Source organism: Epilithonimonas sp. JDS, from assembly GCF_021261315.1.
In the GTDB taxonomy this organism is placed as follows: domain Bacteria; phylum Bacteroidota; class Bacteroidia; order Flavobacteriales; family Weeksellaceae; genus Epilithonimonas.
In genome coordinates this window covers 423,531-440,396 of the sequence record NZ_JAJSAX010000001.1, presented here as the reverse complement: position 1 = coordinate 440,396, position 16,866 = coordinate 423,531, and the positions used below count along the sequence as shown (strand labels likewise).

Here is a 16,866-nt window from a genome sequence, read left to right as displayed (position 1 = left end):
ACTGTCGTAATTTGCTAATTTAATAGTAAAGCTAAGAATTTATTTATTTTCATTTTGCTCCGAAGGATACAATTAAGAAATAAATAATAAACATTATTAAATTGGTTGTTAAGTTTACAAATATGAAAGGTCTAAGTAAATTCCAGCCTCTCATTTTCTGTTTTAATGCGAGTAAGTAAAATGGAAATTCGATTATTAAAGTAGCAAGAAAAGAAACAAACATTCCAACTACAAAACCTTTTAATTCATATTCTCCTAATCTTGTTTTTCCTCCCCAAAAATCAGTATTTCCACTAAGCTCAGAAAAATGTGGAGCGATATAGTATAATCCAACAAACATTGAAATATAATTCGCAAGAACAATGAGCCATTTTCTATTTAAAACATGGAACTTAGAAGTCAATGTTTTACTTTCATAAATTCCAATTATGGCGTTTATCCAAATTAAATGTAAGAATCCAAACCACATCATTGGAGAACCTGCATTTGCCAGAACAAAAATCGGTAATAAAATTAAAGCTAAAAGGATTAATGAATTTTCTTTACTCATTAAGATTCGTGTTCTTTGTTTTAGCAATTTCCATCAATTTTACAGGAATCACCTTCTTCGATAATTTTTAATTTGGAATCGTTTTCAGAAAATTCTGACCAGCTTTTTTCCAAAACCTCCGAAAACAAATGCGTTGGCTGAGCTCCCGAAATGGCATATTTTTGATTGAATACAAAAAACGGAACACCACGGATTCCAAGATTGGAAGCTTCGGCAATATCGTTGTTTACAAGTTTCGACAATTGTTCAGAATTTACAGCGTTTTGGATTTCCTCATTTGAAAATCCGATTTTATTTCCAATTTCTGAAAGCACTTCAACATCGTCGATATCTTTTCCCAATCGGAAATAAGCTTCAAAAAGAAGTTCTTCCATTTCATTCGCTTTTCCTTTTTCTTTAGCGAGTTGAATCAGCATTTGGCTTTTGAAAGAATTAGAAACTTTCACATCATCAAAATTAAAATCGATGCCAGCATTTTTCCCTGATTGAATCAGGTTTTCGTGCATTTGCATAATTTGAGACATCGGAAAACCTTTCACTTCAGACAGATATTCGTAATGATTTTTGGTCAAATCGGTTTTCATATTGGGGTCGAGTTGGAACGAATGCCAATTGACTTCCACTTTATCATTCTGAGAAAATACCTGAAGTGCTTTCTCAAAATTTCTTTTTCCGATGAAACAAAACGGACAACGTGTGTCACTCCAAATATCTACTTTCATTTTTTTATTTTCAGTATTTTCTAATTCTACAACCCCTTCAGAGTTTCAAACTCTGAAGGGTTTCTGATATTTTTAAATAATATTCACTTCCCGTTCCAGCTCAATCCCATATTTTTGTTTTACGGAATCAATAATCATTGTTGAGAAATCAAAAATCTCTTTTCCAGTCGCATTCCCAGTTGCATTGATGATGACCAACGCCTGAAGTTTATGTGACGCCACATTCCCGATTTGTTTGCCTTTCCAACCACACTGTTCAATTAGCCAGCCGGCGGGGACTTTTACAAAATCGCCATTCGGATAACCCGGAATATTTTCAAATTTTAGTCTTAAAGTTTCATATTGAGTGAGCGGAATAGTTGGATTTTTAAAGAAACTTCCAGCGTTTCCAATCTCTTTTGGGTCGGGTAATTTGCTTTGTCTGATGTTGATGACCGCTCTGGAAACATCTTGAATCGTCGGATTAATGATTCCCAAATTTTCCAATTCCGATTGGATGGCGCCATATTCGACATCAATTCTATGGGTTTTTGTAGTCAATCGGAAAGTCACTTCCAAAATCACATATTTCCCTTTGCCTTCTTGCTTGAAAATCGAATCTCTGTAACCGAACCGACATTTTTCCAGATTAAAAATTTCTATTTCTAAAGTTTCAATATTCAGAACTTTACAAGATTCGAAAACATCTTTGATTTCTGTTCCGTAAGCGCCAATATTTTGCATCGGAGAAGTTCCAACATTTCCCGGAATCAATGATAGATTTTCCAATCCACCATAATTTTTCTCTAGACAAAACATCACAAATTGATGCCAGTTTTCTCCTGCTTTTGCAGTGACTAAAGCTTCATTTTCATTGATGGTTTCCTCCGTAATTCCTTTTAAATTCAGTCTAATCACTAAGCCATCAAAATCCTTCGTCAAAAGCAAATTACTTCCGCCACCGAGAAAAAGTTTGGGTGTTTGAGATTTTGAGATTTTGAGAGTTTCTGTGAGTTCTTCTACTGAATTGACGTCAGCAAAATATTTCGCAGAAGCTTCTACGCCAAAAGTATTGTAAGGTTTGAGAGAAACGTTTTCCTGGATTGTCATTATTTATATTTCGGAAGCATATTTTCCAAATCGGTCTTTAGTTTTTCAAGTTGTTTGAAGCCTGCGGATTCTTCTGGAACATTGTAGATTTCGTATTCTTTTTCTGTAGTTTTGATTCTGAAAATCTCGTCCGGACCATCGTAATGGCCGCGTCTTTCTCCACTTATTGTTTTGTCGAGAACTGATAAATTGATTCCCGCAACCAATTTCTGCCAATCGGTAGCATTGATTTTCTTTTTGATGGCTGGGAACTCTGTCGTTCTTCCGCCTCTCGATGAAGATTCCAGAGAGTCTTTGGTTGCAGTTACGAAGGTTGAACCACCTCTCCCAAAAGTGTGGGTGTAGGATATTGATTCGATTTTTGTACTTTGAGCAGTTGTTTTGCAGCTAAGCAAAAACAAACTGATTGCTGAAAGGACGAATCCTATTTTGATAATTTTCATCACTGTATTTTTTTATTTTAATTAAATTCAGAATTGTATTGGGTGATCGCATCTTTCAGGATCTCAACACTTCTTTTCAGGTCTCCCTGTTTCAAAACGTAAGCGATTCTCACTTGTTTTTTTCCAAGTTCAGGATTGCTGTAGAAGCCACCCATTGGCGCGACCATTACGGTTTCACCGTTATTGGAATAGCTTTCCAAAAGCCATTGTGCAAACTTCTCTGTGTCATCCACCGGCAATTCTACACCACAGTAAAATGCGCCTTTTGGTTTTGGGCAGATCACACCTGGGATCTCATTCAATAATCCGACCAAAAGGTCACGGCGCTGTTTGTATTCCTCTCTTACTTTATCAATATATTCTGCATCATTTTTATGCGCCGCAGTTGCAGCGATCTGTCCCAATAGAACTGGACTCAATCTTGCCTGAGCAAAAAGAATTGCCGCGTCGTGGATTTTTTTGGAACGCGTGATCAAACAGCCAATTCTTGCACCACACATCGAATATCTTTTCGATTCAGAGTCGATGACGATGACGTTGTCTGCCACTTCTGGAAACTCAAACATAGAGATCTGTTGTTCTCCATCGTAAACATATTCTCTGTAAACCTCGTCGGAAATAATGACGATGTCGTGTTTCTTTGCGATTTCTGCCAATTGCTGAAGTTCTTCTCTTGAATACAAATAGCCTGTTGGATTTCCTGGATTACAGATGACGATCGCTCTTGTTTTATCTGTAATTCTCTTCTCAAATTCCTCAATTGCTGGCAAAGCAAATCCTGTGTCAATGGTAGATGGAACAGCCACGATATTGATGTTGAAAGTTCCTGCAAAACCATTGTAGTTGGCGTAGTAAGGTTCTGGGATGATGATCTCGTCTCCATCATCACAAAGTGTGGAAATGGCGAAGTTCAAAGCTTCGGAACCGCCGTTTGTTACGATGAAATTTTCTGTCGTAAGATCTGTGAATCCTAAAGAATGGTAATAATCTCTAAGTGCAGTTCTGTACTCAAGATTACCTTCGGAAAGGGCATATTCGTAGATTTTCAGATGATTGTTTCTGATGGCTTCCAGCGCTGTTTCGGGTGTTTCGATATCGGGCTGACCGATATTTAGGTGGTAAACTTTGATTCCTTTCTGTTTTGCTGCAATTGCAAACGGAACTAATTTTCTAACTGGAGACGCGGGCATATGTTGTGCGCGCTGAGATATTTTCGGCATTGTTTATTGACTTTGGGATACAAAAATAGTGATTTTTTGGTTGCCGGTTGTCAGTTGATAGTTTTCAAAATTCGAGAGAATATAATTTTGTGACAAATCGTGAATATGGCGAAGCTGTAGCCCGACTTGAACGGAAATCCTTTTTTGCGTGTACTCAATTTCAACTTAATGGAAAACGTGTGCAAAAAAGATTGGGAGTGGAAGGCGGAAAAAGCTGCCCAAAAATTAACAATTAAAAACTTTCTGTAATTTGAATCTTCAATTATCTTTGCAGCTATGAAATCGCCACGATTTGTATTTGAAATATCTTTTAAGATTGAGCGATTGCATTTGACTTCTGAAAGAAATAATATCTACAAATGAAAAATTTTGTTTTACTTTTTTTGTTCTTTTTGACATTAAGTTGTAAAACTTATAATACCTCAATTTTGGAAAACGGTGATCTGCTTTTTGTGCCTGCTTTGGAAACGGGATTGTCCGGCGCCATCAACAATGTGACGCAAACGGAAAAGAAAACCTCGTACGACCATATTGGGATTGTGAAGAAGGAATCTGAGCATTTGTACGTGCTGCACGCTGCTCCAAAAGGCGGTTCTCAGAAACAAAAACTCAATTCTTTTTTGAAAGAGCAAACCAAACTCGGACAAAAGATTGATGTTTATCGTTTGAAAGTAGAATACAGATCGTCAATCACAAATTCTGTTTTGAAGGCAGAAACTTTGGTTGGGAAACCTTATAATTTTAATTACATTTTGGACGAAAATTCCTATTACTGCTCGGATTTTGTGGAAAGAGCATTTCGGGAAAATCAAATCTTCACATTGGAACCAATGACTTTCATCGACCCGAAAACAAAAACGACCAATGCGTTTTGGGAAAAATTCTATCAAAATAAAAACCTGAAAGTTCCGGAAGGTGAGCCAGGCTGTAATCCCAATGGATTGGCGGCTTCTGAAAAATTGGATAAAGTTGGGGAACTGAAATAAAATTTTTTAAATTTAATTCATACTTATTTGGTGGGAATTAAATAATTTATATATTTGCAACAGAATTAGAATTAAATGAAAGGCATCTTCTCTCAAATCATAATGTGTAACTCCAAGTAAATCATTGGATAGGAGAGAATATGTCATAAGCTTTACCTTTCCGGTAGAGCTTTTTTTATTTAAAAATTTTAAGAACAATGAAGCAAACAAATAAATTTTACACGGACGAAAATACAGTTAGATCGACTGCGTTTTTGGTAATCATTGTTCTTGCGGTCGCGCTTATTTTCAAGTGGCCGTATTTGGTTTTACTCTTAGTTTTTGATTTTATTATGAGGGCTTTAGGCTTATCACTTTGTCCTTTAGCCCTTTTTTCAAGATCGATCTCGAAAATATTGGGACTGAAAAGAAGACCGATCTTCGCTGCACCGAAAAGATTTGCGGCGGCATTGGGTTCTCTTTTTACATTATTGGTTTTTTTATTAATGCTCAATGGATTGTATGATCCGGCTTTCGCAGTCGGGTTTCTCCTGATCATCTTAGCCAGTCTGGAAAGCTTTTTTAAGGTTTGCGTCGGCTGCTATCTCTACCAATTCATTGTGATTCCCATCCAAAATAAATTTAAATAACAAATCAACTCACCAAAAAATATTCAATTATGATCTATCCACAAGAAACGCAGAAAGGAGGCTTCTTTCAAAAGCCCGCAAAGGAAATAATCCTGGAAATAGAACTGAATGGTAAAATAAGATTTGATATCCTGCTTTACACGATCTACAATCATTACAAGATCAGCTACAAAATCGTGAACGCGCATATCGAATATCTGAATGGCAATAACTTCGGCAACGTAAAACTTCTTTTGAAGATCACGGATGACGAAATTGATAAGATCGAAAATTACCTAGGTGAATATAAACTGATGAGTTGCAAAATACCGGTCCTACAACAAACAAAGGAAGCTTCATAATGAGCTTCCTTTAATTTTTTATAAATGATCAAGCTGTCGGCTGACAACTAAAAATTACTAGTTATTGTTCGATTCTTCTGATGTCTGCGCCAATCGCTCTCAGTCTTTCGTCGATATTCTCATAACCACGATCGATCTGCTCGATGTTTTGAATGATGGATTTTCCTTCTGCAGAAAGTGCCGCGATCAACAAAGCATTTCCTGCTCTGATGTCTGGCGAAACCATAGACGTTCCTCTCAATGGTGTTTCCTGATTCATTCCGATGACGGTTGCTCTGTGTGGATCGCAAAGGATGATCTGTGCGCCCATATCGATCAATTTATCGACGAAGAACAAACGGCTCTCGAACATTTTTTGGTGGATCAAAACAGAACCTTTGGCCTGAGTTGCCACAACCAATATGATTGATAAAAGATCTGGAGTAAATCCTGGCCAAGGTGCATCTGAAACAGTCAAGATAGAGCCATCGATGAATTTCTGGATCTTGTAATTCTCCTGAGAAGGAATATAGATATCATCGCCTCTTTGTTCCAATTCAATTCCTAATTTTCTGAAAGTATTTGGGATCACGCCCAGTTCATTCCAGTTTACATCCTTGATGGTGATCTCCGATTTGGTCATCGCAGCCAACCCGATCCAAGAACCGATCTCTACCATATCTGGTAACATTCTGTGGTCTGTTCCGTTCAATTTGTCAACACCTTCTACAATTAGAAGATTGGAACCAATTCCAGAGATATTCGCACCCATTCTGTTCAGCATTTTGCATAGTTGCTGAAGATATGGTTCGCAAGCCGCGTTGTAAATACTGGTTTTTCCTTTTGCCAAAACTGCTGCCATCACGATATTCGCAGTTCCGGTAACAGAAGCTTCTTCCAACAAAATAAATTTCCCTTTAAGTTCTTTTGCTCTTAAAGAGTAAAAAGCTTCCTCTTCATCGTAAGAAAATTCAGCGCCCAATTCTACAAAGCCTTGGAAATGCGTGTCCAAACGTCTTCTTCCGATTTTGTCACCTCCGGGTGTTGGCAAATAAGCTTCACCAAATCTTGCCAGCATCGGACCCAAGATCATTACAGAACCTCTCAGTTTTGCGCCGTCTTTTTTGAATTCTTTGGATTTTATATAATCGAAATTAACTTCATCTGCTTTGAAAGTGTAATCTCCTTTTCCGTTTTTAGTAACTTTTACATTAAAGTCTTCTAAGATCTCAATCAATTTGTTGACATCTTTAATATCCGGAATATTGCTGATTCGCACCTCATCTTCGGTTAGCAAAACAGCGCAAAGGATTTGTAAAGCTTCATTTTTCGCACCTTGTGGTGTGATCTCTCCGCTTAATTTTTTTCCTCCTCTTATTTCGAACGCATCACTCATTATCTTCTGTTGTTTTTATGGTTTTGGAAATTGTTTTTCCGGTTGTTGTTATTTTGGTTGTTTCTGTTATTATTTGGATTTCTATTGTTGTTATTTCTGTTGGCAGCGTAGTAAATTTTGCTTCTTTCCAAAGATTCCAAACTCGTCAAATCCAGTTTGTTATTAGATAATTCCTTCAAATGTCGGAAGATCACGTCATCCTGCACGTGTTCCTTGTTGTAAACATTGTAGGACTTTTTCATATTATTGGCAATCACGTGAGTTAAGGCTTCTTTTTCGTCGCCTTCTTCCAGTGCAATTGCTTTTTCTATCAATTGAAGAATACTTTTTCCGTAGAATTTATAAGCGTTATCCAAAGAAGGATAATCCATTTTTCTAGGTTTTGTAATAAGATCTTCAGCGGAAAGAATTGGATAAGGAGAATCTACATCCAAATTGTGGTCTGCCAGAATAAAGAAATGATCCCAGAGTTTGTGTTTATAATTTTCCTCATCGCGAAGATGCGGGTTTCTTTGTCCCATAAATTCGATGATAGCAAGCGCCATTTCATTTCTTTCTTCTTTGGTTTGCAGGGTTTTGCAATGCTCCACCAGCTGCTGTATGTTGCGCCCATATTCGGGCATTAGTAGTTGTGTTCTGTCGGTATTATAATCCATAATGTGCAAATATAAAACATTTCGTGTTCAAAGTCAGAAATTCAAAAACGAGTGTTTATTTTTTTCTTGATTAATATTTCTCTGAATGGAATAATGGCTGTAAACTAAGGCTCCCGAAGTCTTTTTTAGAGAATGTCAGGCTGAGGTTCTCGAAGCCTATTTCTCAATAAATTTTTTCCGCTGTTCCGCACTTGGTAAGAAACATTGGTTTGCAGCCAGCTTTTTTCGGTTTCGGGAAACAAGATTGTAAAATTGATTTCCAATCGCATCCGGAAGTATTTTCCCAATTGAAGCCAATGAATAAATGCCGCCGATTTCTGAAGCTATTTCTAAAATTGCCTGATATTTTGTCAAATAAAAACTGTCTGGTTTCCACAGATAAAGCGTATCAAAAACCTGATTTGGTAGATTTCGCTCATTCAAAAACTTCTGTCCAAATTCCGATTGTAGTGACGAGAATAAAAATTTGTCAGCTTTATCCTTCTCCAAGATCCATTGCACCCAATGGTTGCAAAATCCACATTCGCCGTCATAGAAAACGATGTTTTTGTCTTTGAAACTTACTGAGATATCTGTGGTCATAATGAGTTTGCTTGCTGGATTTGTTTTTGGACCATTCGGAAATAATCCACTAATTGTTTTCTTTGTTCATCGGTCAATTTCGCATCAGGATGTCCGAGTGTGTAACTTTCCAAAGGCATTTTCTTTTGCTCAACATATTCTGCTGCTTCTTCCAATTTATGGATTTGTCGCTTCGAATCGTAGGTTGCAAATGTAGAGAAATTAAGTTCCAATCTGGCCTCATCTATATGACTTTTCAAAAGCCAACCCGCTGGCTGAATGTAACTGTAAGCCGGATATTTGGTCTCATTGGAATGGCAATCGTAACAAGAATTTCTGATAATATTGGCAATCGGTTCCGGCGTATTTTTAATCTTAATAAAATCCATTCCATCGTTGGTTGCGGGATTCACTTTATCAATTTGAAAAAACTGGATCATAATAAAAGCCACCAAAAGAACAATTAATACTTTTTTCATAGTTTGATTTTAAAAGAGATATAACAAATTCTCGTCCAAAACATTTAACTCAAAAATCCTATCCCAAATAAAATCAGTACATTTGCAAAAATTTTGGGCTTCGAAAGTCGAAGTAACCCATTCTTAACTAGAATTTAAAAATTCGGAGATTGAGAGATTAAGCAATTTGTAATACTACAATAGTTTCTAAATCTCAAAATTCTTTATCTCTTAATTTTTAAAGAAAAGAAACAAATTTATGTCAAATATTGTCGCAATCGTTGGGCGCCCCAACGTAGGAAAATCCACATTATTTAATCGATTATTAGAAAGAAGAGAAGCCATCGTAGATTCCACTGCCGGCGTTACCAGAGACCGTCATTATGGAAAATCTGACTGGAACGGCGTTGATTTTACCGTGATCGACACAGGTGGTTACGACGTAGGAACAGACGACGTTTTCGAAGTGGAGATCCGCAAGCAAGTTCAATTGGCTGTGGACGAAGCAACTTCTATCATCTTTATGGTAAGCGTGGACGATGGACTTACAGACACCGATCAGGAGATCTTCGAATTATTAAGAAAATCAAACAAGCCTTTATATTTGGTAGTCAACAAAGTGGATTCTTCCAAAGAAGAACTTCCTGCAACCGAGTTTTACCAATTGGGCGTTGAAAAATATTTCACATTGTCTTCCGCAACAGGCTCTGGAACTGGAGAATTGCTAGATGCTGTTGTGAGAGATTTCCCGACTACAGATTACAAAGATCCATTCGAAGGCTTGCCAAAGATCACCATCGCAGGTCGTCCAAACGTAGGAAAATCTACAATGACGAACGCGCTCCTTGATGTGGAAAGAAATATCGTAACCGATGTTGCCGGAACTACAAGAGACAGTATCCAGACTTTGTACAACAAATTCGGACACGAGTTTGTGCTGGTAGACACTGCAGGAATGCGTCGTAAAGCGAAGGTTTCCGAGGATCTGGAATTCTATTCCGTAATGAGATCAATCCGCTCCATCGAATATTCCGATGTTGTGATCTTGATGGTAGATGCCACACAAGGTTGGGAATCTCAGGATATGAACATCTTCGGATTGGCTCAGAAAAACAGAAAAGGAATCGTGATCCTTGTAAACAAATGGGATCTCATCGAGGACAAACACACGAATACGATCCGTGATTTCGAACAATCCATCAGAGACAAGATCGGTCAGTTCAATGATATTCCAATCCTTTTCGTTTCAGCTTTGACGAAACAAAGGATCCTGAAAGCCGTAGAAATGGCAATGGTCGTTTACGAAGACCGTAAGAAAAAGATCAAAACGTCCAAACTGAATGAAGTGATGTTGCCGATCTTTGAAGCAATGCCACCGCCATCCAACAAAGGAAAATACATCAAGATCAAATATTGTGTGCAGTTGCCAACGCCATCGCCACAGTTCGTATTCTTCTGCAACCTTCCGCAATATGTGAAGGAGCCGTACAAGCGATTCACCGAAAATCAACTTCGTAAGAATTTTGGTTTCACCGGAGTGCCGATCGAGATCTACTTCAGACAAAAATAAAAATCCAAACCCTTTCTTAGTTCAAACTTCGAGAGGGTTTTTATTTTTAGGAGCATCACGTGTCTATTTCTTTTCACCAGTCCAACCCGCTATCCGCTATATCTTTTTCTTTTTTCACCACATTTGCAATCCAAATCGAAGTTTCAATACCAAAAAAGAAAAAGGATGCCGCTCCTATCGGGGCTATGTTGAAGCTTTCAACCATCTTTCAAGTTTTCAAAATGCTTAAAAGCAAAGTTATATCAGAAAAAGTCGCGGAGCGATGATCTGTTGGTAGGGAAACAAATCACGAGCGTTGGCAAAGCTCCAGAGGAGCGACCTGTTACAATGAGATAATATGATATGAAAACCAATGCAATAATGTCATTCCAAGAAATCCATAGAGTTTAGATTCCTACGGAATGACAAAATAATGATAAGAAAGTCTGATCTTAGCAAAATCACCAAATTGAGTTTTATAAAGAAGCCACAGCGTGGCGAACTGCTGGTAGAAAAGAAATTGAATGATTGTCATAGCTCCAGAGGAGCAACCTGTTGGTAGGAAAAAAATCAACATTAGCAAAAGCTCCAGAGGAGCGACCTATAACCATCAAAATATCATTAAATAACGAATTTCATCAAAAATAAATTTGAACCAAATCCAGACAATTTCCAAATTTTTACGATATTTACCCACAAAATAAACGAAATGCTAAAAGTTTTATCAGAAGAATTCTCATTGGTGAACTCCTGGATCAATGACCTTCGAAATGTTGAGGTACAAAATGACCGCTTAAAATTCCGTAGAAATATGGAACGCATCGGCGAAATTGCCGCCTTCGAGATCAGCAAAACTTTGAATTTCATCGACATCGAAATCACAACGCCACTGGAAAAGATCGCCGTAAAAGAAATCGAAACACAACCTGTGATCACTACGATTCTTAGAGCTGGCGTTCCATTATTTCAAGGGATTCTTAACTATTTTGATAAAGCAGATTGCGGTTTCGTAGCCGCTTACAGAAAACACGACGTGAATGATTATTTTTCCATTAAACAGGATTATTTGACTTGCCCGAACCTAGATAATCGTCCCTTAATAGTTGCTGATCCAATGTTAGCAACCGGCGCATCGCTTATCGAAGCTATTAAAGATCTTTTGACCAACGGAAAACCTACGTCCATTCATATCGTTGCAGCGATTGCAAGCCGACAAGGTGTAGAAACCATTCAAAAAGCTTATCCTGATGCAAATATCTGGATTGGCGCTTTGGACGAAAGTTTAACTCCAAAAGGTTACATCACACCAGGTTTGGGCGACGCGGGGGATTTGAGTTACGGCGAGAAACTTCAGAGATAGATCATTATAAATGATAATCGATAAATGATAATCGATTGCCATTCATCATTTATCAATTGTCATTCATCACTTATTATTACACGTCCATTGCCATTACCAGCAAGCTAATTTTTACATTTTCGGAATTGTGTAGGATTTCCCAAGCAATATTTGAACTTGTGTTTCCGGTGGTGTAAACGTCATCAATCAATAATAGATGCTTATCACAGATCTTCTCGGTCAGTTGGTAGGCATTTTTTGTTTTCAGACGTTCGAATTGGTCTTTCTTCGCTTGTGCCTTGGAATGTTTTGTTCTTTGAAGAAGAGAATGGCTGATTGGAATCTGAAAATGCTTTGACAACTCATTTGCGAAAATATGAAGTTGATTGTAGCCTCTTTGTTTCAGCTTTTTGGGATGGAGTGGAACGGTGGCGATGAGGTCTGGCTTTTTGTCTTCGAAGTTTAATTTCTCTATGGTCCATTCTGCGAGGTTCTTCCCGATCTTTTCTCGATGGTTGTATTTCAATTGTTGAATGATTTTCTGCGCCAGACTTTCCTTTTCATAAAGCATTAATGAAAATGCATTTTCAACCGGAAATAGGAGAGAAGCCTTTTCCTTCAAACCATTGTTTTCTGAGAATTGATGATGGGAAAAATGAATTTTGTCTTTACAAATCTCACAGACGATTTCACTTTTGTCAATCAACTGATTGCAATCCAGACAGCGGTTTGGGAAGAGAAAATCGAAAATCATTGTTTGTGTTTTTGAAACTTAAAATTAAGAATTTAATTCAAACAAAAATCCCCTCAGAGTTTTAAATTCTGAAGGGATTAGAAATTATAAGATTTATATAATTAATAATTTACCATTAATAATTAATACATCAATTTGTAATATTCGTCTGCCATTCTATCACTGTTGAATTGCGTTTTCACGTCATCCATTGAGGTGAAAACGATTTTTCTCCATTGATCTGGTTTCTCGTAATAAGCCGGAATGATTTCGTTTTCCAAAACATCATAAAGATTATTAAGGTCAAAACTATCTTGCTCGATTGTTGGCCAATTCTCGTAATCTGCTTTTGGAACTACGAAGGAGTTTTCGCCGTGTTTAGCAAATTCCGGGATCCAGCCATCGTCAGTCGAAAGGTTGACAGATCCGTTCATAGAAGCGGTCATCCCACTGGTTCCGGATGCTTCTCTTGGAACTCTTGGATTGTTCAACCAAATGTCGGAACCTTGTTTCAAGGATTTACTTAAAGACAATTCGTAGCCGGTAAGAACTGCCATATTTTTATGATTTTTGCTTTCCTCAACCAGGTTGTTGAAAGTCGAGATCGAGCCATAATCCATCGGGTAAGGTTTTCCTGCCCAAATGATCTGCACCGGATGTTCTTTGTTGGAAAGCATTTTTCTGAAACGCTCTTTGTCTGCTAAAAGTAGATCTGCTCTTTTGTATCCTGCAAAACGTCTTGCCCAGACAATGGTTAAAACTTTTGGGTCAAACATGTTTCCGGTCTGGTCTGCAACAATTCTGAATGCTCTCTTTTTTAGATATGCCTTTCTGATGTCAAATTCCTCATTATCGCCTTCCTCTTTGTATTGATAAAGCGCTTTGTCTGCCCAATATTTGAATTCCTGAGCATTTGTAATCGATTTTATTTCGCAGATGCCCGGATATTTGTTCCACATTTCTCTGGAAACCACACCGTGAAGCTGTGACACACCGTTTGCAACTCTCGCCATTCTCAAAGCGCAAAGCGAGTGGTTGAATTTGTCGTCTTCCACACCCTCGATTTTCTTTACTTCATCTATCGTCAGTCCGCAGAAGTAGGACATATCGTGGCAAAGGTAGATGTTGTGTTTTTCGTTTCCGGCTTCTTCTGGTGTGTGAGTTGTGAAAACTAATTTTTCTTTCACTTTGTTAAGATCGCCGCCGTATTTTCTTAATAAATAAAACGCTGCAGGCAATCCGTGCGCTTCATTCAAATGATAAACATCTCTCTCGAAATTCATCACGTCCAAAAGTTTTGCACCACCTTTTCCTAGAAGAATGTATTGGGCAACTTTGGTAGATTCGTTGGCGTCGTAGAGTTTATGGCAGATTGTTTTTGATAAATGATCATTCTCAGGAACGTCTGTGCTCAGGAAGAACATTGGACAGGTTTTGAAAGTCTCTGGAGCCAGATACCAAACTTTTACCCAAACCGGAGCGTTGTGAATCTCAATTTGAAATTTGATGCCCGTATCTTCCAAAAAGCTGTACATTTTTTTGGTCCAGATTGGATTCAGGGTTTGATCCATATTTCTGCTTTGGTCGTAATAACCATATTTCCACAAAATCCCGATTCCCACGAAATCCTGTTTCAAATTGTAAGCACTTTTCATATGCGAACCTGCAAGAAATCCCAGACCACCACTGTATATTTTCAGAGACTGATCGATCGCGAATTCCATGGAGAAATAAGCTGTTTTCTTGGTGTAATCTGGATTGATGCTGTAAGGCATCTTGAAGTTTTTAAAATCCATTATTGTTATAATTTTTAAGGTCTTATCTATATGCCTGCAAATATAACAATTAGTTTTTTGTACGGTCATTTAGAATCTTATAATGTTAAAAATAAAAACAATTAATTTGCCTTTGCGTTTGCCATTGCTTGTTTGTGAAGCTTTGCTGTGTGCTTATTATTCATTTTAGTTTGATGTTTTGACATTGTTATATCTTCTTATTTGTTAATTTTAATTCATATAAGTATTTTGTAATCAATTATTTATTAAATTTAAACAGGTTTAATTTCTAATAAATTCAAGATGATCTATTGTGAAGACCTTCAGAAGAATTTGGATGTGTACGTCGCTTCCAAAACCTGCAAATCGGATAATCTGGTGAAATGGTATGATTCCATTGGCAGCGCAAACCTGCACGAGCGCGAGGAATATCAGAAGAAAACGGAGCTCCTGCTTCTCAGCACTTTATTCGCTCATTATCCTGATATCGAGATCGAAAATCTTACTGGCGAAAGTCCCGATTTCATTATTAATTATCAGGGAAAAAGCATCGGTGTGGAGGTTTCGGAGATTATCAACCATTTTGAGCTCAAGAAAAAGGAAAGCTACATCAATCATATCTTTCGAACTGTAGAAGCGCTGTTGTCAGAATATAAAAGCCTTTCCGGAATTTATTATCTCAGCATCGATTATCATCAGGAAGACTTTTACCAGCAGCCGGAGCAGTTGATTAAAGAAATTTCGTCTGCGATCACCAACAACAAGAACACAAAATTTGTCAAACATATCAGAAGAACGCCCCATCACAAGGGCGTTCTTTTGTTTTTGGAATACCGATTTTCTTTGTTTGATGAGCTTCATTCCGAAAAGATCCGCCAGGTGATTGAGAAGAAAAACAGCAAGTACAAACTTTACAACTCCAAAGCTAAAGAATGCTGGCTGGTACTGGTTTCCAATATGTACAACATTGCTTCGCGCTACACCTACATCCACGCAAAAGAAGAATTGAAGAACATCAGCAGTCCGTTTTCCAAAATCCTGCACATTGAGAATCTTCACAGTCAGATGATGGTGATTAAGTGACGGTTTTTGAGTTGGAGAGTTTGAGGGTTTTAGTGCGATTTGGTTAGAAGATTTCAGATCAAATATTTTTAAAGTGATTTTAAAATGTAGTTTCTGTAATTTGAAAATGGATTGATATTGGTATTCAAAAATTCAAAGCATTACAAAAATGAACTTAGCAGAACAATATATTTCAGGACTCAGGAAAGCTTATTCCGATAATGGCGGAAAAGATATTTGGGAACATTTTGAAAACGTCAAACACGGTGCGGCGCAAGCTGATCTCGACCAACTCAAAATTATTTATCCTGAAATTCCCGAGTCATTTATTAACCTGCTGGAATATGCAGACGGCACATATTGGAGAGAATATGCAGGCGAAGAAATTGCCCTTTATTTCCTAGGATCTGACATTTGGGAATATCCTTATTATCTCTTGTCATCTCAGGAAATATTGGCTAATCAAAACATTGCAACACAATATTATTTAGATTACATCGAACGTCAATACGAAGAGGTAAAAATTGATGACAAAATCACGGATAAAACGGAGGATGTTAAATGGCTTCACTTCTCAGATTGTATGAACAATGGCGGAACTTCGCAGCTGTTTATAGATTTCAGTCCGTCGGAAAAAGGGAAAGTTGGTCAGATTCTCAGGTTTTTGCACGATCCGGATGAATTCAAAGTAATTGCGGAGAGCTTTGATGATTATCTGAAAAAGATGATTGGTAACGAATTTGATTTTATTAATGAAGAACTGATTGATTAATAAAAATTAACCAAAACAAATATTATGAAAACAAAATCTGGTATAATGACTTTGGCAATTCTTGTCTTCTCTCTATCGGCTTGTAATGATGTGAAAAGTAAGAAGCAGAAAGAAACTCTGTCTGAAAAAAATACAATGACTGCCAATATTAAAAGTCCGGCGCAAGTTACGACGCCAAAGATTTCAACTGCCGAAGCTGTAAAACTTGCAACAGCACAATTTGACGCTTATCTGCCAAAAATATTGGAATCGCACGGTGCAAATTTGGATCTTCAGGAACCGGCGACAGGAGATTTCACAGGCGACGGAATAGACGATGTTGCAATCTACTTCTCGCTCTCGCCGAAAGGTGGAGGGAATGCGCTCGTGGGTCAGGGTTTGACTTTGTATCAAAACGACGGCAAGCGGGTGAAGGTTATTGGAGGATTTGAGCCGGATTATCTTTTTAGTTTTAAGAAAATCAGTAATGGCAAAATCTACGTTGAAAAACTGGAATATGCGGAGGAAGATGGCAGGTGTTGTCCCTCCATCAAGACCGAACATATTCTGACAATTTCCGGAAACAAAGTCTATTAATTATTCGAAAAACGCCTTATCAAAGGGCGT

Annotated in this window: 19 protein-coding genes; 7 read left to right on the top strand and 12 right to left on the bottom strand. The window is 37.6% G+C overall.

The features are described 5' to 3' along the window. Positions 1 to 49 precede the first annotated feature (49 nt). The 5 genes from LUD75_RS02055 to LUD75_RS02035 form a co-directional block, all read right to left on the bottom strand. Entirely contained in the window at positions 50 to 550 is a 501-nt protein-coding gene (locus tag LUD75_RS02055; RefSeq protein WP_232704060.1) for a hypothetical protein, read from the bottom strand. A 20-nt stretch (positions 551 to 570) separates the two neighbouring features. Continuing rightward, positions 571 to 1,272: a DsbA family oxidoreductase gene (locus LUD75_RS02050; protein ID WP_232704059.1), complete on the bottom strand. Its 702-nt coding sequence runs from the start codon at positions 1,270 to 1,272 to the stop codon at positions 571 to 573. 72 nt (positions 1,273 to 1,344) lie between these two features. Continuing rightward, the gene (murB, locus tag LUD75_RS02045; protein ID WP_232704058.1) at positions 1,345 to 2,361 is read right to left on the bottom strand and encodes a UDP-N-acetylmuramate dehydrogenase; all 1,017 of its coding nucleotides are present in this window, start codon (positions 2,359 to 2,361) and stop codon (positions 1,345 to 1,347) included. Next, complete coding sequence (locus tag LUD75_RS02040) at positions 2,361 to 2,804, bottom strand: hypothetical protein (protein WP_232704057.1); 444 nt, start codon at positions 2,802 to 2,804, stop codon at positions 2,361 to 2,363. Before LUD75_RS02040 ends, murB begins: the two co-directional genes overlap by 1 nt. Positions 2,805 to 2,821: 17 nt before the next feature. Continuing rightward, complete coding sequence (locus LUD75_RS02035; protein ID WP_232704056.1) at positions 2,822 to 4,024, bottom strand: pyridoxal phosphate-dependent aminotransferase; 1,203 nt, start codon at positions 4,022 to 4,024, stop codon at positions 2,822 to 2,824. Positions 4,025 to 4,383: 359 nt separating this feature from the next. Here LUD75_RS02035 and LUD75_RS02030 point away from each other — a divergent pair, with 359 nt between their 5' ends. Then, entirely contained in the window at positions 4,384 to 5,010 is a 627-nt protein-coding gene (locus LUD75_RS02030; protein ID WP_232704055.1) for a YiiX/YebB-like N1pC/P60 family cysteine hydrolase, read from the top strand. 217 nt (positions 5,011 to 5,227) lie between these two features. Here LUD75_RS02030 and LUD75_RS02025 read toward each other — a convergent pair whose 3' ends face one another. Continuing rightward, positions 5,228 to 5,548: a hypothetical protein gene (locus LUD75_RS02025; protein WP_232704054.1), complete on the bottom strand. Its 321-nt coding sequence runs from the start codon at positions 5,546 to 5,548 to the stop codon at positions 5,228 to 5,230. Positions 5,549 to 5,668: 120 nt separating this feature from the next. On the opposite strand from LUD75_RS02025, the gene LUD75_RS02020 reads away from it, so the two are divergent. After that, entirely contained in the window at positions 5,669 to 5,980 is a 312-nt protein-coding gene (locus LUD75_RS02020) for an NIL domain-containing protein (protein ID WP_232704053.1), read from the top strand. 61 nt (positions 5,981 to 6,041) lie between these two features. Here LUD75_RS02020 and murA read toward each other — a convergent pair whose 3' ends face one another. The 4 genes from murA to LUD75_RS02000 form a co-directional block, all read right to left on the bottom strand. Then, positions 6,042 to 7,355, bottom strand: a complete 1,314-nt coding sequence (gene murA / locus LUD75_RS02015) for a UDP-N-acetylglucosamine 1-carboxyvinyltransferase (RefSeq protein ID WP_232704052.1) — start codon at positions 7,353 to 7,355, stop codon at positions 6,042 to 6,044. Beyond that, positions 7,355 to 8,011 (bottom strand): DUF4290 domain-containing protein, encoded by a 657-nt coding sequence (locus LUD75_RS02010; RefSeq protein WP_232704051.1) that lies wholly within the window; start codon positions 8,009 to 8,011, stop codon positions 7,355 to 7,357. Before LUD75_RS02010 ends, murA begins: the two co-directional genes overlap by 1 nt. A 156-nt stretch (positions 8,012 to 8,167) precedes the next feature. Beyond that, the gene (locus LUD75_RS02005) at positions 8,168 to 8,593 is read right to left on the bottom strand and encodes a DUF393 domain-containing protein (RefSeq protein WP_232704050.1); all 426 of its coding nucleotides are present in this window, start codon (positions 8,591 to 8,593) and stop codon (positions 8,168 to 8,170) included. Beyond that, positions 8,590 to 9,051, bottom strand: a complete 462-nt coding sequence (locus LUD75_RS02000; RefSeq protein WP_232704049.1) for a heme-binding domain-containing protein — start codon at positions 9,049 to 9,051, stop codon at positions 8,590 to 8,592. The genes LUD75_RS02005 and LUD75_RS02000 overlap by 4 nt, the downstream gene beginning before the upstream one ends. Positions 9,052 to 9,289: 238 nt before the next feature. On the opposite strand from LUD75_RS02000, the gene der reads away from it, so the two are divergent. Both der and upp read left to right on the top strand, forming a co-directional pair. Beyond that, a complete protein-coding gene (der, locus tag LUD75_RS01995; protein ID WP_028121367.1) occupies positions 9,290 to 10,600 on the top strand; it encodes a ribosome biogenesis GTPase Der in 1,311 nt (436 codons plus the stop codon). A 688-nt stretch (positions 10,601 to 11,288) separates the two neighbouring features. Beyond that, a complete protein-coding gene (gene upp / locus LUD75_RS01990) occupies positions 11,289 to 11,939 on the top strand; it encodes a uracil phosphoribosyltransferase (RefSeq protein ID WP_232704048.1) in 651 nt (216 codons plus the stop codon). Positions 11,940 to 12,015: 76 nt separating this feature from the next. Here upp and LUD75_RS01985 read toward each other — a convergent pair whose 3' ends face one another. Both LUD75_RS01985 and glgP read right to left on the bottom strand, forming a co-directional pair. Continuing rightward, positions 12,016 to 12,672: a double zinc ribbon domain-containing protein gene (locus LUD75_RS01985; protein WP_232704047.1), complete on the bottom strand. Its 657-nt coding sequence runs from the start codon at positions 12,670 to 12,672 to the stop codon at positions 12,016 to 12,018. Between the two features lie 122 nt (positions 12,673 to 12,794). Next, positions 12,795 to 14,447: an alpha-glucan family phosphorylase gene (gene glgP, locus LUD75_RS01980; RefSeq protein WP_232704046.1), complete on the bottom strand. Its 1,653-nt coding sequence runs from the start codon at positions 14,445 to 14,447 to the stop codon at positions 12,795 to 12,797. Between the two features lie 282 nt (positions 14,448 to 14,729). Here glgP and LUD75_RS01975 point away from each other — a divergent pair, with 282 nt between their 5' ends. From LUD75_RS01975 to LUD75_RS01965, 3 genes are all read left to right on the top strand, one after another. Next, positions 14,730 to 15,509 (top strand): hypothetical protein, encoded by a 780-nt coding sequence (locus tag LUD75_RS01975; protein WP_232704045.1) that lies wholly within the window; start codon positions 14,730 to 14,732, stop codon positions 15,507 to 15,509. 148 nt (positions 15,510 to 15,657) lie between these two features. After that, entirely contained in the window at positions 15,658 to 16,260 is a 603-nt protein-coding gene (locus LUD75_RS01970) for an SMI1/KNR4 family protein (RefSeq protein ID WP_232704044.1), read from the top strand. Between the two features lie 24 nt (positions 16,261 to 16,284). After that, on the top strand, positions 16,285 to 16,836 hold the full coding sequence (locus LUD75_RS01965) for an FG-GAP repeat protein (RefSeq protein ID WP_232704043.1): 552 nt from the start codon (positions 16,285 to 16,287) through the stop codon (positions 16,834 to 16,836). The last annotated feature ends 30 nt before the right edge of the window (positions 16,837 to 16,866 follow it).